The sequence below is a fragment of the Corynebacterium confusum genome, from assembly GCF_030408715.1.
GTDB classification, from domain to species: domain Bacteria; phylum Actinomycetota; class Actinomycetes; order Mycobacteriales; family Mycobacteriaceae; genus Corynebacterium; species Corynebacterium confusum.
The window spans coordinates 723,455-737,897 of the sequence record NZ_CP047202.1 but is presented as its reverse complement, the minus strand read 5'-3'; the positions used below and the strand labels follow the sequence as shown (position 1 = coordinate 737,897).

The 14,443-nt window shown below is 65.1% G+C and carries 13 protein-coding genes and 1 other RNA gene; 3 read left to right on the top strand and 11 right to left on the bottom strand.

What is annotated here, in order from left to right; genetic code table 11:
- Positions 1–206: 206 nt before the first annotated feature.
- The 7 genes from CCONF_RS03520 to ftsE form a co-directional block, all read right to left on the bottom strand.
- Positions 207–1,619, bottom strand: a complete 1,413-nt coding sequence (locus CCONF_RS03520) for an amidohydrolase (protein ID WP_290225269.1) — start codon at positions 1,617–1,619, stop codon at positions 207–209.
- Positions 1,619–3,310, bottom strand: coding sequence for an AbgT family transporter (locus CCONF_RS03515; RefSeq protein ID WP_290225266.1), 1,692 nt, complete (start codon positions 3,308–3,310; stop codon positions 1,619–1,621). The genes CCONF_RS03520 and CCONF_RS03515 overlap by 1 nt, the downstream gene beginning before the upstream one ends.
- Before the next feature lie 519 nt (positions 3,311–3,829).
- Positions 3,830–4,207: a transfer-messenger RNA gene (ssrA, locus tag CCONF_RS03510) on the bottom strand.
- A gap of 66 nt (positions 4,208–4,273) precedes the next feature.
- Positions 4,274–4,636 (bottom strand): DUF488 domain-containing protein, encoded by a 363-nt coding sequence (locus CCONF_RS03505; RefSeq protein ID WP_290225264.1) that lies wholly within the window; start codon positions 4,634–4,636, stop codon positions 4,274–4,276.
- A gap of 48 nt (positions 4,637–4,684) precedes the next feature.
- Positions 4,685–5,188, bottom strand: a complete 504-nt coding sequence (gene smpB, locus CCONF_RS03500) for an SsrA-binding protein SmpB (RefSeq protein ID WP_070769505.1) — start codon at positions 5,186–5,188, stop codon at positions 4,685–4,687.
- A 97-nt stretch (positions 5,189–5,285) separates the two neighbouring features.
- On the bottom strand, positions 5,286–6,188 hold the full coding sequence (gene ftsX, locus CCONF_RS03495; RefSeq protein WP_290225259.1) for a permease-like cell division protein FtsX: 903 nt from the start codon (positions 6,186–6,188) through the stop codon (positions 5,286–5,288).
- A gap of 4 nt (positions 6,189–6,192) precedes the next feature.
- Positions 6,193–6,882: a cell division ATP-binding protein FtsE gene (gene ftsE, locus CCONF_RS03490; protein ID WP_290225256.1), complete on the bottom strand. Its 690-nt coding sequence runs from the start codon at positions 6,880–6,882 to the stop codon at positions 6,193–6,195.
- 230 nt (positions 6,883–7,112) lie between these two features.
- Between ftsE and CCONF_RS03485 the strand changes: the two genes are divergently transcribed.
- Positions 7,113–8,759, top strand: a complete 1,647-nt coding sequence (locus CCONF_RS03485) for an AbgT family transporter (protein ID WP_290225254.1) — start codon at positions 7,113–7,115, stop codon at positions 8,757–8,759.
- 116 nt (positions 8,760–8,875) lie between these two features.
- Here the strand turns inward: CCONF_RS03485 and prfB are convergent, their stop codons facing one another.
- The gene (prfB, locus tag CCONF_RS03480; protein ID WP_290225252.1) at positions 8,876–9,982 is read right to left on the bottom strand and encodes a peptide chain release factor 2; all 1,107 of its coding nucleotides are present in this window, start codon (positions 9,980–9,982) and stop codon (positions 8,876–8,878) included.
- 69 nt (positions 9,983–10,051) lie between these two features.
- On the opposite strand from prfB, the gene CCONF_RS03475 reads away from it, so the two are divergent.
- The gene (locus CCONF_RS03475; protein ID WP_290225249.1) at positions 10,052–10,879 is read left to right on the top strand and encodes an inositol monophosphatase family protein; all 828 of its coding nucleotides are present in this window, start codon (positions 10,052–10,054) and stop codon (positions 10,877–10,879) included.
- Positions 10,872–11,654, top strand: coding sequence for a histidinol-phosphatase (gene hisN, locus CCONF_RS03470; protein WP_290225247.1), 783 nt, complete (start codon positions 10,872–10,874; stop codon positions 11,652–11,654). Before CCONF_RS03475 ends, hisN begins: the two co-directional genes overlap by 8 nt.
- A 113-nt stretch (positions 11,655–11,767) precedes the next feature.
- On the opposite strand, the gene CCONF_RS03465 is transcribed toward hisN, so the two are convergent.
- The 3 genes from CCONF_RS03465 to CCONF_RS03455 all read right to left on the bottom strand — a co-directional run bounded on the left by CCONF_RS03465 (position 11,768) and on the right by CCONF_RS03455 (position 14,412).
- Positions 11,768–12,904 carry a S1 family peptidase gene (locus CCONF_RS03465; RefSeq protein WP_290225244.1) on the bottom strand — a complete coding sequence of 379 codons (1,137 nt, stop codon included), beginning with the start codon at positions 12,902–12,904 and terminating at the stop codon, positions 11,768–11,770.
- A 155-nt stretch (positions 12,905–13,059) separates the two neighbouring features.
- A complete protein-coding gene (locus CCONF_RS03460; protein ID WP_290225243.1) occupies positions 13,060–13,944 on the bottom strand; it encodes a hypothetical protein in 885 nt (294 codons plus the stop codon).
- The gene (locus tag CCONF_RS03455; RefSeq protein WP_290225241.1) at positions 13,945–14,412 is read right to left on the bottom strand and encodes a hypothetical protein; all 468 of its coding nucleotides are present in this window, start codon (positions 14,410–14,412) and stop codon (positions 13,945–13,947) included.
- Positions 14,413–14,443 lie beyond the last annotated feature (31 nt).

The window sequence follows — 14,443 nt, the reverse complement described above, 5'->3', positions numbered from 1 at the left end:
TTCCGGAACTGTCTCCCCTAGGACAACCTAACTGAAGAAACCCTAACCTGACAAGACTTAGGTACAGCTAAGTTTCAGGCAACCTTGTTCACCTGCGATTTACCTGAAATTTTAATAACGGGACCCTCCACCCCCAGGACATACCCCCACTTCGGGCCCCGGGGAGGCGCGGAGGACTGTCTCCCCCTTGCCACCCCTCCACACTATTAGGAGTTTTCCCAGCGCAGCAGGCTTTCCACCGAGACCGTTCCCAAGGCCGCGAACTCCGCGTAGGCGTCTGCTCGCAGCTGCGGATCCGCCGCGTAATCAAAGGCGACCTGGGCCAGGCCCACCGCGGAGTCGAGCGCGGCACGCTCCGCGGACTCGGTGGCCGACCAGTGAGCGAAGGCCTCGGTGTGCAGGGCCACCTCCCGCGGGCTGACCTGCACCATGGGGTGAATTCCCGGCACCAGCTGGGAGACGTTGCCAAAGTCCGTGGAGGCCGCCAGGCTATCCGGGATTATCCCGGCGGGCAGCGGGGCGCGGCCGCGGCGCCGCTGGGTGGCGGACCACCGGGCGGCCAGCGCGGAGTTGTTGCGCACCGGCAGGGACATCGGGTGCGGATCCCAGGCAATCTCCACGCCGACTCCCGCCATCAGGGCCGCGCCCCGCGCGATGTCATCGACTCGGCGGGATAACTCCAGCAAGGTCTCGGTTCGCAACGAGCGCGCGTAGACCTCGACCACGGCCCTATCCGGGACCACGCTGGGCCGGGTGCCACCCTCGGCGATGACGGCATGCAACCTGTCGCTCGGCGGCATCTGCTGCCGGTGCAGGCCCAGCCCCTGGTACATCAGGGAGGCGGCGTCGAGGGCGTTTTTACCCATGAACGGCTGCGAGCTCGCGTGCGCGGCCGTGCCATGGAAGGTCACGGTGGCCGAGCGCCGCCCGACCCAGACGTGCTCGGCGATGTCGTAGCCGAAGCCGTGGATCATCAGCGCGGCGTCCACCCCGTCCAGGCTCCCGCCGCGGATCATGTACTCCTTGCCGGTGTGCCCCTCCTCCGCCGGGGTGCCCTGCAGTTCGATGCACACGGGCGCGGCGGCATCGATAGCCCGCGCCGCCGCCAGATAGGCGCCCACGCCGGCGGCCGCGATGACGTTGTGCCCGCAGGCGTGTCCGATGCCTGGCAGCGCGTCGTATTCGGCCATGATGACCACCCGCGGATGGCGCCCGGGCTCGTAGCCAGGCGAGGCGATCTGGCTGGAAAAGGCCGTCTTAACCCCATAAGCCCCGCGCACCACGCTGTGCCCGTGCTTTTCCAGGAGATTGCACAGCACCTGCTGGCTGCGATATTCCTCGAAGGCGGTCTCCGGGTGCGCGTGCAGATCGTGGACGATGTGGCGGATATCGGCCGCCAGCTCGGTCTCCTCCACCGCGCGGCGCAGCCGCTCCCAGTAGTCGGGCACCGAGGCGGCCCGGCCTTGCCCGGCCGCTTCCTGCCGCTGCTGGGCGCGTTCGACCGCCGCGTCCACCTCGGCGGAGGTGGCGTCCAAATAACTTGTCGATGCCGCCTCCGGGCTCAAGCCCGGGCGCTGCGGCGCGCAGGAATCATGGCAGTTGTCTGAGTGAGCTGTCATTAGGACTCAATCATAATGCTATCGCCCGGCCCCAGCGGGATATCGGCGAAGAACCACACCCCCAGTAGGATGGCCCACACGAGGAAGAACGGAATGACGAACGGGATTAGGCGCGACATCAGCGTGCCCAGGCCCGCCTTGGGTTCGTATCGCTGCAGCAGGCCCAGCATGACGATCATGTAGGGGTTGAGCGGGGTGATGATCTGGGTGGCAGAATCACCCACGCGGAAGGCAGCCTGCACGAAGGCGGGCTCGTAGCCCAGCAGCGCGAACATGGGAACGAAGACCGCGGCCATCAGCGTCCACATGGACGAGCCCGAGATGATCAGCAGGTTCAGCAAGGAGGCCAGCACGATAAAGGCCAGGATGGCCGGGAAGCCGGTCAGCCCGATGGATTCCAGGAAAGCCGCACCCTTGACCGCGGTGAAGGTGCCAATCCCGGTCCAGGCGAACAGAGCGACGAACTGGCCCAGGATGAAGGCCAGGACCAAGAAGCTCAGCATGTCCTTGAGCGCGCCAATCATCATGGTGACCACGTCCGCCATGCCCTTGATCGTGCCGACCACCGCGCCGTAGGTGATGCCGAAGACCCAGAAGTAGGCGCAGATAATGAACACGATGGAATCAAGCAGCGGGGACTTCGGCAGGAAACCGCCCTCCCCATTGCGCCACGGCGAGCCCGGGATGAGCACCGCGGCCAGGATCACCGCGGTCAGCACCAGCCCGGCCAGCAGCGAGAGCCACAGCGCCTTGCGCTCCTTCGGCTCCAGGGTCGCGGCCAGGGCGTTACCCTCGGCGTCGCGGTCGCCGCGCTCCGCGGCATCCGCGGCGTCCACTGACTCATCCTCCGGCACGTTTTGGGCCCGCATGCGCGGCTCCAGGATCCGGTCGATGATATAGCCGGCCACCAGGCCCAGCACCACGGAGGAGGCCACGTTGAAGAAGTAGTTCGACAGCGGCGTCACGGTGGAATACCCCGCCCCGGGCAGCGTGTCCATCACCGCGTTGGTAATACCGGCGAACAGCGCGTCCAGACTGGTGGGCACCAACGCCGTGGAATAGCCCGCGCCCACCGCGGCGAAACCGCCGATGAGGCCGGCGACCGGGTGGCGGCCAGCCGCTTTGAAGACCATGGCGGCCAGCGGCGGGACCACCACGAACGCGGAGTCCCCCATGACCGAGGCGGTCACGCCGATGACGCCGACCGCATACGGCAGCAGCGCCGGCCGCGCCGAGCCGAACAGCTGGCGGATCAGCGCCGAGAGCATGCCGGAGCGCTCCGCCACGCCCACGGCCAGCAGGATGGGCAGCACCGTCAGCAGCGGCGGGAAGCCGATGTAGTTCTCGGCCATCGTGATGGTCAGCCACGCCAGGCCCTCGCCCGTAAACAGCCCATTGACCTCGGAGACCTCATCCGAGCCCGGCACCTGGACCGCCACGCCCATCCAGGCCATCACGGTGGAGGCCACCCCGGTAATCAAAAACAGGATGACGAAGATAGTAAACGGCTCGGGCAGCTTGTTGCCCACGTACTCCACGCCGGACAGGAACCTATCCAGCAATCCCCGCTTCCCTGCGCTACCGGAGTCCCCGGCAGCACTCGCACCGCCGCCGTCGACGTCGCCACCGACACCGTCAGCAACAGCCTTATCGCGCAGGTCTTTATCGTCATTAGAATTGGGGGGACTCATCGCAGCACTCCTGCCTGTCTCGGCCCGTCACCTTGCCGTCACGGGATGTGTGCAGGCAGCATAATGTAACTCACAACACATGCACCTGTGTTGCAGGTTATAACTTTGTAACGTCCTCACATTCCCGGACAGCCCCACGCCTGCAACCGGACACCCCCGACCGATACTGGACGTTTCCTGCCACCCCTACCCCCAACAATTGGGCAAACGGCCACGGCCCCCACCGCGGGACGCTATAAAAAGTTGTCTAGACGTCCCCAGCGAAAACGCCATCGACGACCCCAACGAGCCAACGATTGTCATCCGGGTGAGCGACGAGTCAGAAAAGGTATCGGGAATCGAAATCATCGGCACGGGCATCTCCCCGAGCCAGGTAGACGAAATCCGCGACTCACTGGAATATACCCCGTAAGACGGCATCTCATCCCCGCGGACGGAGATAGCCCCCGGTTATCGCCTACCCCCCGCACAGCCGCAAAACAAAAGGACGCTCATTTTGTATCAAAATGAGCGTCCTCGTGGTGGAGCTGCCGGGAATTGAACCCGGGTCCTTCGTCATCTTGCCAGGGCTTCTCCGTGCGCAGTTCGCGCGGAATCTCTGCTCGGCCCTCCGGATCGGACGAACACGTCCGGATGATGAGCCCAGTCTCCAGTAGAGGTCCCATCCGGCCCTGAAGACGCAACCGGATGGCAAGTTCCTTAGTCGATGCCAGTTACTAGGCCAGGAACAAAACCTAGGCTGACAGACACGCATTGCTAATTAGGCAGCAAGTGCGTAGTCACGCTGAGAGTTCTTCTCTGCGTTTATTGAGTGCTACGACGCTTAACGGTGGTCTCTAGCCTGCACCGGCACGCTTCCCCTGGCTCAATGTACGAAGTCGAAACCAAATCAACCCCATTGCCTATAGGGCGGGATGCGTCCGCATTCCCTATAGGAAAAACCACTTTACTCGCCGACGTATGCTAGTTCAAGTGCTCATCCAGCCACTCTTTGAGCACCACCGCGTGGTTTATCTCCCGGTCGTGGGCGGCGAACAGCAGGCTGAGGTCGCCGTCCTTGGCAAGGTCGATGAGCCGGCCGAGCTCCTCGGCGTCGGAGTCGTCCAGCTCCGCGCGGTAGCGCTGGCCGAATTCCTTGAAGCGATCGGCGTCGTGGTTGAACCACTTGCGCAGCTCACTGCTGGGGGCGACGTCCTTGAACCACTCGTCGTAGGCCAAATCATCCTTGGCTACCCCGCGCGGCCACATCCGGTCCACCAACACCCGGGTGCCGGAGGCAAGGCTGGGATCCTTTTTCACGTCGTGGACTTTGCAGGTATAAATCATGCCTTCCAGCCTAGACCTCCTGCGGCGGGTTGGGCCGTGGCGGAAGTCCTAGACATTAATACCCTTGACGCGGCGGCCGAGCTCGCGGGAGATCTCCCGGTCCTGGTCGCGACGCTTGATGTCCTCGCGCTTGTCGTAGTCCTGCTTGCCCTGTGCCAGGCCGAGTTCCAGCTTGGCCCGGCCGTCCTTGAGGTAGACCTTAAGCGGGATGAGCGTCTTGTTGCCGGAGCGCACTTGGCCGTAGAGCTTGTCGATCTCCCGGCGGTGCAGCAGCAGCTTGCGGGTGCGCTTGGGGCTGTGGTTGGTCCACGTTCCCATGGAGTACTCCGGGATGTGGAGGTTGCGCAGCCAGACCTCGCCCTTGTCGATGGTGGCAAAGGCGTCGTTCAGGGAAATCTTGCCCTCCCGAAGGGATTTAATCTCCGTGCCTACGAGCGCGATGCCGCACTCGTAGGTGTCCAGAATTTTGAAGTCATGGCGGGCACGCCGATTGGTGGCGAGGGTCGAGTTGTTGTCGACCGCGCCCTTTTTCTTCTTGCCCTTCTTTGCCATAGCCATCAAGCTTAACCGCCCAGGCTAGAGCGAACAAACCCGCCCGACGGCCACGCAACAGACGGTGGCTTTCGGGCGAGGAAGTGGGGCGCGCGGGCTACTTCTTCACGTAGAGCCGCAGCGTGACTTGGGCGGCGAGGGCGGCAAAGGCCATCGCCACCACGCCGACAATCGGCAGAGCCATCCAGATGTCCTTGGTGTGCAGCGGGGCCAGCAGCTGCGCCTGGTAGAGGCTCTGCAGCGACGGATCGACCACGTAGGACTTGGTCAGGAACAGGCCGATGCCGGCCACCACCACGCCGATGAGCGTGGACAGGACGGCCTCCAGCACGAACGGGGCCTGGGTGATCCAGCGGGAAGCACCCACCATGCGCATGATGGACATCTCCGTCGAGCGGTTGTAGGCCGCGATCTGGACCATGTTGGCAATCAGGAAGATGGCCGCCACGGCCTGGACAGCGGCGACCAAGAAGGTCGCGTTACGGATCGAGTCCAGGTTGTCGGTGGCGCGGTCGACCTCCTCGACCTGGTCGACGATGGCGTCGACCTGCGGCAGGTCCCGGATGGCATCGATAGCCGCAGTCTCCGTGGGATCCACCAGGCGCACGTGCAGGGCGGCCGGCAGCGCGTCCGGGGAGGTCTCCTCCACCAGCAGCGGGTCGGTCTCCTGGAAGTACTCCTTGAAGCGCTCGTAGGACTCCTCCTGCGAGCGGAAGGTGACCTTCTCCACGCTGGAGTCGGCCTCCAGCTGGTCTTGAATCTCCTTGCAGCCCGCCGAGGTGCAGTCCGTGTCGTTAGCGGAGATCTCCTCATCTAGCTGGACCATGACCTCCACCTGCTCGAGGTAGATGTCCTTGGTGTCCTGGGTCAGGATGGTCACCAAGACACCCGCGACTACCAGGCCCACGGACACGGCCGTGGTGATAATCAGCGCGATGGTCATGGTGATGTTGCGGCCCAGCCCCTTGGCGGCCTCGCGGAAGACGAAATTTGTCTGCATAGTCTTAGAAGGCCTCCCCGTAAACGGCGTGGGTTTCGTCGCGCACGAGCTTGCCGTTGCTCAGCTCCAGCACGCGCTGGCGCGCCTCGTTCACGGCGCGAGCGTTGTGCGTCGACATAATGACGGTGGTGCCGCGGCGGTTGATCTTAGACAGCAGGGTCATGATCTCCGTCGCGGTCGCCGGGTCCAGGTTGCCGGTCGGCTCGTCCGCGAGCACCAGCTTCGGGCGGTTGACGAAGGCGCGGGCCACGGCCACGCGCTGCTGCTCGCCGCCGGAGAGCTCATTCGGCATGCGGTGCGCCTTCGAGCCCAGGCCGACCATCTCGAGGACCTCCGGAACGGCCTTGTCGATCCGGTGCTTCTTTTTACCGATGACCTCCAGCGCGAAAGCCACGTTCTGGTAGACGTTCAGCTTGGGCAGCAGCCGGAAGTCCTGGAATACGTAGCCGATGGACTGGCGCAAGCGGTTGATTTCGCGGCCTTTCAGGGCGTTGACGTGGAAGTTGTCGAAGTGGATCTGTCCGGAGCTCAAGTTGGTCTCGCGCACCATCAGCTGCAGGAAGGTGGACTTGCCTGAGCCCGAGGGGCCGATAAGAAAGACGAACTCCCCGTCCTCAATGCGGAAAGACACGTCGTCCAGTGCCGGTCGCGTTGAGGTCGGATAGACCTTGGTTACGTTCTCGAAGGTGATCACGTTCGCAACTCTAGCAACAGGAGGTAACAATTGAAACTCTTTTACCCGTCAATTGACTAAAAATTATGTGTCCCCGAGCCCGTGTACGCTATAGTGACGCACACCATAAGTTCGAAAACCTGCCATGAAATCCGGGCGATCGTCTCGCGCGGCGCCGACCGGCCCCGCCTTGCCGTCGCACCCGGAAAAATCCAAGAGCCCCGGCTCTTCGACACAGAAAGTGCCGTTTTATGACAGAAACCGCTACCGAAGACCAGCCGAAGAAGACAGAATCCCCCGGGGGATTTCTCGGCACCATCGAAAAGCTGGGCAATAAGCTGCCGGATCCCTTCTGGCTGTTCGTCGTCCTCGCCGGAGTCGTCGCCATCTCCTCCTGGCTCGGCTCCCTGGCGGGTATGAGCGCCGTGGATCCCCAGACCAATGAGACCATCGAGGTCGAATCCCTGCTCACCCAGGAAAACATCTCACGCATGGTCACGGATGCGGTCGAGAACTTCACCTCCTTCCCGCCGCTGGGCGTCATCCTCGCCGTCATGCTGGGCGTGGGCGTGGCCGAGCAGTCCGGGCTGCTGTCCGCCCTCGTGCGCGCGATGGTTGCCAAGGTCACCCCGGCGACGCTGACCTTCGCCGTCGCCCTGGCCGGCGTGACCGGCTCGGTGGCCTCCGACGCCATCTACGTCATCCTCATCCCGCTGGGCGCGATGTCCTTCCACGCGCTGGGGCGCTCCCCCATCGTCGGCGCCATGGTGGCCTTCGCCGCCTCCTCGGCCGGGTTTAACGCCTCGCTGATCCTCAACATCACCGACCTGCTGCTGGCGGGCATTTCTACCCCGGCCGCGCAGATGGTCGATCCGGACTACCACGTCAGCCCGCTGGCCAACATCTTCTTCGTCATCCCCTCCGCTGTCGTCCTGGCCCTCATCATCACCGCGGTCACCGAGCTGTTCATCACCCGCAAGGCCCGCGAGCTGGTCAACCACGACCACATCAACTATGAGGAAGTCTCCTTCGACAAGGCCGCCGGCGGCCCGGGCAAGTCCTCCGCCGACGACGCTGACGACGCCGACAGCGACTACGACTTCTCCGAGGACGATGAAACCCTGAAGCTGTCCCGCCAGGAGGCCAAGGGCCTGGTGTGGGCGGGCATCTCGCTGCTGGTTTTCCTGGCCGGCTTCTTTGCCCTGCTGTTCATCCCGGGCTCGCCGCTGGCCGGCCCCGACGGGGAGGCCATGGAATCCCCGCTTATCTCCGCCATCGCGGTGCCCATCGCCCTGGCCTTTTTGCTGGTGGGCATCGTCTACGGCATCGTCGTCGGCACCATCAAGGACGGCTCCGACATCCCGAACTTCATGGCCCGGGGCCTCAAGACCCTGCTGCCCATGCTGGTGCTCTTCTTCGCCGTCGCCCAGTTCCTCGCGTGGTTCGAGTGGTCCAACCTGGGCGTGTGGACCGCGATTACCGGCTCCGAGCTCCTCCAGCGCTGGGACCTGCCGCCGATCCTGATGTTCGCCGGGCTGGTCCTGCTGGTCGCCCTGCTCAACCTGCTGATTACCTCCGGTTCGGCGCAGTGGGCGCTGATGGCCCCGGTCATCGTCCCGATGATGATGTACGTCCACATCTCCCCGGAAGTCTCCCAGATGCTGTTCCGTATCGGTGACTCCCCGACCAACATCATCACCCCGATGTCGCCCTACTTCGCCCTGGCCCTGACCTTCCTGCAGCGCTACTACAAGCGCGCCGGCGTGGGCACCCTGATGTCTCTGGCCCTGCCCTACTCCGTGGCCATGCTGGTCGGCTGGTTCCTCTTCTTCGTCATCTGGTACCTGCTGGGCATCCCGCTCGGCCCGGGTGCGCCCATGCATTACCCGGCCGAGTAGCCACCGCGCCGAAAACCCAAACGCCAGCCCCGCTGCGGTTGTTTTTCACAATCCGCGCGGGGCTGGCGTCGTTAGTTCGCGGCCGCTGTCAGCCAGCGGCCGTGACTGGCGGGAGGCTAGTCCTGACTGTCGTCGCGCTCGGCCATGCGCCAGCGGATGCCGGCTTCCAGGAGGCCGTCGAGGTCGCCGTCTAGGACCTTCTGGGGGTCGCCGACCTCGAAGCCGGTGCGCAGGTCCTTGACCATCTGGTACGGGTGCAGGACATAAGAGCGCATCTGGTTGCCCCAAGAGGCGTTGCCGCCCGCGCCCAGCGCGTCGAGCTCGGCCTGCTCCTCCTGCCGCTTGCGCTCCAGCAGCTTGGCCTGCAACACCCGCATGGCCGAGGCCTTGTTCTGGATCTGGGACTTCTCGTTCTGGCAGGTCACCACGATCCCAGTGGGGATGTGTGTCAGCCGCACGGCGGAGTCAGTAGTGTTGACGGACTGCCCGCCCGGCCCGGAGGAGCGGTAGACGTCCACGCGCACGTCGGCGTCCGGGATATCGATGGAGTCGGTCTGCTCCACCACGGGCAGCACCTCGACCTCCGCGAAGGAGGTCTGCCGGCGGCCCTGGTTATCAAACGGACTGATGCGCACCAAGCGGTGCGCGCCCTGCTCCACCGAGAGCGTGCCGTACATGTACTCGCCGTGCACCACGAAGGTGGCGGACTTGATGCCGGCCTCCTCGGCGTAGGAGATGTCGTAGACGTCGACCTTGTGGTCGTTGTGCTCCGCCCACCGGATATACATGCGCATGAGCATCTCCGCCCAGTCGGCGGCGTCCACGCCGCCGGCGCCGGAGCGGATGTTGATGACCGCCTCACGCTCGTCGTATTCGCCCGAGAGCATGGTGGTCACCTCGAGCGCCTCGATAGTAGAGCGCAGTGCGGCCAGCTCCTCGTCCGCCAGCGCGGTGTCGCCTTCTTCCTCGGCGAGCTCGTACATCACCGGCATGTCGTCGAGCCGGCCGCGGAGATCGGCGAGCTTGCGAAGCTTCACCTGGGCGGCGGAGAGCTCCGAGGTGACCTTCTGCGCGTGCGCCGGATCGTCCCAGAGGCTCGGGTCGCCCGCCTGGGCTTCTAGTTCCCGGACCCGCGCGCTCAGCTCCTCCGGGTGCATCACCTTTTCGATGGTGGTTAGCGTCGTGGACAACTCGTCCAAAGCAGCAGTCTTATCCGGGTGCATAGCGCCCCAGTCTACCGCGCAGGGGTGTTCAATTAGCGATCGCCTGCCACAGGCGAGACAATAGGGGCTATGACTCAGACCCCGAGCTTGCCCGAGATGATCGACGCCATCGCCAAGACCTTCATGGTCGCGCACGCGGATGATTCCGACGCGCACCTGGCCCAGGCACTGGTCTACAACGCCGGCCGCCTGGCCTGGCGCATGCGCGATCAGGGCGTCAATATCGAACAGAAGACCTCCGTGTCCGACGTAGTCACGGAAGCCGACCGCGCCGCCGAGCGCTTCGTCGCCACCGTACTGCAGGCGCTGCGCGGTGAGGACGGCCTGGTCGGCGAGGAAGGCACCTCCCAGGAGTCGACCTCGGGCCGCACCTGGGTCATCGACCCGGTGGACGGGACTTACAACTTCTCCTCCGGCTCCGACTACTGGTGCTCAGCACTCGCCCTGCGCGACGCCGAAGGCACGGTGCTGGGGGCCGTCCACCGCCCGGCCATGGGCTACACCTGGTTCGGCGGGCGCGACTACCCCACCTCACTGGACGGCAAGGAGGTCACCCCGCTGACCGATGCTCCGGCCGAGCAGCTGTCCCTGGCCACCTACCTGCACCCGACCTCCATCCAGGACCCGGATATCCGCGCCGCCTGGCAGAAGGTGGCCTCCGGCTTCGCCACCGTGCGCATGCTGGGCGCGGGCTCGGTGGATCTATCCAGCGTGGCGGACGGCACCTGGGGCGCGTGGATGCAGCACACCGTCGCCGAATGGGACTGGCTGCCGGGCAAGGCCCTGGTAGAGGCCGCCGGCGGCGCGACGAAAGAGATTTCGGCCGGCGGCGTGGTATGGTGCCTGGCTGGAAATAAACAGGCAGTGAAAGAAATGGAGCAGATGCTGCGTGGGTAAATACAAAGAGGACTTGGGGCTGGCCCTTGAGGTCGCTGGTCACGCGGATGCAGTGACCATGCACCGTTTCGAGTGCTCGGATCTGGCGGTCAAGTCCAAGCCGGACATGACCCCGGTCACCGACGCCGACCTGGCCTGCGAAAAACTCATTCGCTCGAAGCTGGCCCAGGCCCGCCCCAACGACGACGTTTTGGGCGAGGAATTCGGCGGCGAGGCCAAGTTCTCCGGCCGCCAGTGGGTCATCGATCCCATCGACGGCACCAAGAACTTCGTGCGCGGCGTGCCGGTCTGGGCCACGCTCATCGCGCTGCTGGAGGACGGCGAGCCGGTCGTCTCCGTGATCTCCGCGCCGGCCCTGCGCCGCCGTTGGTACGCCGCGAAGGGCGGCGGCGCCTTCCGCGTCTTCGGCGGCGAGCCGAAACGCCTCCACGTCAGCGGCGTGGGCGAGCTGGCCGATGCCTCCGTGGGTATTTCCTCCCTGTCCGGCTGGCGGGACCGCGGCCTGCGCGAAAACGTCCTCGAGCTGACCGACGTGACCTGGCGCCTGCGCGGCTACGGCGACTTCTGGAACTACTGCCTCGTGGCCGAGGGCGCGGTGGATATCGCCGCCGAGCCAGAGGTCTCCCTGTGGGACCTGGCCGCCCCCTGCCTGCTGGTCACCGAGGCCGGCGGCAAGTTCACCAGCATCGAGGGCGCAGCCGGCCCGAATAACGGTTCCGCGCTGGCCACCAACGGCCACCTGCACAAGAAGGCGCTGGGCTACCTGGCCCCCTAAGCGCCGGACCAGCGCCCCAGGAACCCAAGAAACTACAACAAGGTCCCCGCCTGAAAATTAGGCGGGGACCTTGTCTGCCTTAGTGAGCAGCTAACCGGGATGGCGGTGCGGCCTTAGTCCTCCGGGAGGCTAAAGCCGGCGCCCACGCCACCGCGGCGGTTCAGATCCGCCAGGATGGCATCCATGTTGGTCACCGCGGTCGGCACGTGCACGGCACCCTGCAGCGGGGTGCGGCAGGCACCGTTGAAGCCCGGCGGGTTGATGCCGCCGGTGACGGAGCCAACCAAGCGGCCGCGGTTGAACAGCGGCGCACCGGAGTCGCCCTGCATGGCGCAGACCTGGGTGAACTGGTACTGCGGGATGGTCGTCAGGGTCATACCGCAGGTATCCCCGGTGGCCAGGCCGCGCTTGCAGCTAATGTCGCCCGGCTTGACCTTGCCACCCAGGCGGTTGGCGGTCACGCCGTTGTAGGAGCGGGAAACTTCCGCGTTGGCGCCGAACTCCACGACGGAGTAATCCAGCTCGGCGTTCTTGTCCACGATGGTGCCCGACGGGCCGACCTGCCAGGAGTCGGCCGAAGCCACGGACTGCCCCACCTCACCGCAGTGGCTGGCGGTCAGGCCGACCTTGCGGCCGGCGTTATCCGTGCCGGCGGCGGTCAGGGTGCACATCGACTCATCGTTGACGTAGATGGGAGTGCCCGGCCCGTAGAGGGACTTGCCCTCGGTCAGGGCGGCGTTGGACTCCTCCGGCACCTGCGGGGCGTCGAAGTAGGAGCCCGGCACGCGGTGCAGGATGAAGTTCTTGGTGGGCTTGCCAGCCATCACCTTGGAGAACATATCGTTGCGCCACTGGTAGTTCGGGTCAACGTTCTGGGGCTTGAACTCGGGCTGCGTTGCCTGCCGGACGGTCTCCTCAAGCCCAATCGGGTTCGGGTTGGTGGCCGGCGCGTCAGCGTAGTCGTGCGTTTGGGGTGCGGTCGCCGCGGCTGCTGCCTGGTCCAGTGCCTGCTGGGCCTGTGGCAGGTGTTGGTTGACAGCCTCGGTGACGGCATCGGTCACCTGCGGGTCTACCTCCGGGGTGGAAATCCCCCAGTCGGCCAGATCCGAACGGACCTGGTCCACAGCCGCCGCGGCGTCAAAGCCGGGCTGGGGCGCTTCCTGCGCTCCGGCGGCTGGGGCCGCAAAGAAAAACGCACCTGCGAAAGCCGAGCCCACCAGGACTTTCTTTAGGTGCGGAATGCGAAGCATAAACAGCCTTCTTTCACATCGTGGATCATTAGGACCCCTTAATCTTGGCACGTAAATTAGTTATAAGCATCAGCTTTCCCACACTGTTTCCAAGCCGTTATAGTTTCCAATTTGCGACCTCGACTTTCCCCCGATTGCCCCTCCCGGCGCGTTACCTAGCCACCCCTAACGGAGGGTGACCGTGTTTCATCCTCGCCGGACTCCCAGCGGCGCTTTTCCGCCTCCGACTTGCGGTGATTGCGCACCGCCATGACACCTAGGACCACGGCGATGACCAGCGGCACCCACACCTTCGTGTACTCCAGGAGGAACTCCAGCCAGGCCGGGATGGTCAGGTCTGGGAAGGGGATATCCCAGTCCGGCCACGCGGGCACCGGGAGGGTGATGTCCGGGAGGTTCGGCACCGGCAGGGCAATCGCCGGCAGCTGCCAGTCGGGTAGCTCCCAGTCCGGCAGCTGGTCGAGGAGCCAGCCGATGAGCCGCTTGACTAGCGGGCCTAAGACGATGACTGCGATGGCCCAGCCGCTCTTGCCCAGCCCGCCCAGCATGGGATAGAGCACCCGCTTGAAGGAGCTTTCCTCCATCTCCCGGGCCCGCTTCTCCCCGCGGCTGCCCGGCGGCGGGGTGAATTCGACGACCTGCTTACCCTCGCGAAACTCCACCGCCTTCAGCTCGTCAAAGAAATTGGCGTAGATCTTTACGTACGCCTTCCCGGGCATGACCGTCAGGTTTCCCGCGGGCTCGAGATCCGAGCCCAGTTTCTTGCTCAGCGGGATCTTGCCGCTTTGCACCCCGCGCAGGCGCCGGCGCACCTCCCCACCCACGGTGAGCTGCAGGCGCACCGGCGGGTTCGACACGAAGGTCAGCAGCCTCTCCTTGGCCCCGGCGTCAACGGGCAGCGGCGTGCCGGCCGCCACCTCCCCGGTCTCCTCGTCCCGCTCGGCAGGCCAGTCCGGGTAGCGCTCGATAAACTCCGCGTCAAAGCCGCATTCGACCGTAATCCGCCCGTGGGTAGGGTGTTCCAGCGTCCAGGTTTCCACCTATTCCTCCCCCTCCCAGGCAGTCGTCGCGCCCTCCTTGTCCGCGATGGCGCCGCCGGCAAAGGCCAGGACGGCCATGACCGGCAGGTAGATCCAGGTCCCGGAATTGAAATACATCTTCATCGCGAGGTAGTACGCCACCCCGACCAGTACGGGGAAGGAATAGGTAAACCGGAAAACCCGAGCATCAACTAGCCCGCCGCCCAGGGCCACGGCCAACAAGAAGACCAGGATCCCCCATCCCGGCACAAAAGTGTGGAGGAGCGGCGGGCCGGCCACGATGAGCAGCCCGACGCCTACCAGCACGACCCACCCGGCCACGCCCCGGCGCGACTTGGGCTTTTCCGACTGGGCAACCGCCGGCTGGGCAACCGCCCGCCGGACCGGCTGCGGTCCGTGCCCGGCGCGGCGAGGATCCCTCGGCGGTGGCACCTGGCTGTCTTCCCCATTATCTCCCGGCCTATTCATAGCGCAAAGAGTAACCGATGCCCCTCGCTCT

What these genes read in the sequence shown, in the direction of transcription:
- CCONF_RS03485 (WP_290225254.1), top strand. Translation starts at nt 7,113, where the DNA reads ATGACAGAAACCGCTACCGAAGACCAGCCGAAGAAGACAGAATCCCCC.
- CCONF_RS03515 (WP_290225266.1), bottom strand. Translation starts at nt 3,310, where the DNA reads ATGAGTCCCCCCAATTCTAATGACGATAAAGACCTGCGCGATAAGGCT.
- CCONF_RS03475 (WP_290225249.1), top strand. Translation starts at nt 10,052, where the DNA reads ATGACTCAGACCCCGAGCTTGCCCGAGATGATCGACGCCATCGCCAAG.
- CCONF_RS03505 (WP_290225264.1), bottom strand. Translation starts at nt 4,636, where the DNA reads ATGATTTATACCTGCAAAGTCCACGACGTGAAAAAGGATCCCAGCCTT.
- CCONF_RS03465 (WP_290225244.1), bottom strand. Translation starts at nt 12,904, where the DNA reads ATGCTTCGCATTCCGCACCTAAAGAAAGTCCTGGTGGGCTCGGCTTTC.
- ftsX (WP_290225259.1), bottom strand. Translation starts at nt 6,188, where the DNA reads ATGCAGACAAATTTCGTCTTCCGCGAGGCCGCCAAGGGGCTGGGCCGC.
- smpB (WP_070769505.1), bottom strand. Translation starts at nt 5,188, where the DNA reads ATGGCAAAGAAGGGCAAGAAGAAAAAGGGCGCGGTCGACAACAACTCG.
- CCONF_RS03455 (WP_290225241.1), bottom strand. Translation starts at nt 14,412, where the DNA reads ATGAATAGGCCGGGAGATAATGGGGAAGACAGCCAGGTGCCACCGCCG.
- CCONF_RS03520 (WP_290225269.1), bottom strand. Translation starts at nt 1,619, where the DNA reads ATGACAGCTCACTCAGACAACTGCCATGATTCCTGCGCGCCGCAGCGC.
- prfB (WP_290225252.1), bottom strand. Translation starts at nt 9,982, where the DNA reads ATGCACCCGGATAAGACTGCTGCTTTGGACGAGTTGTCCACGACGCTA.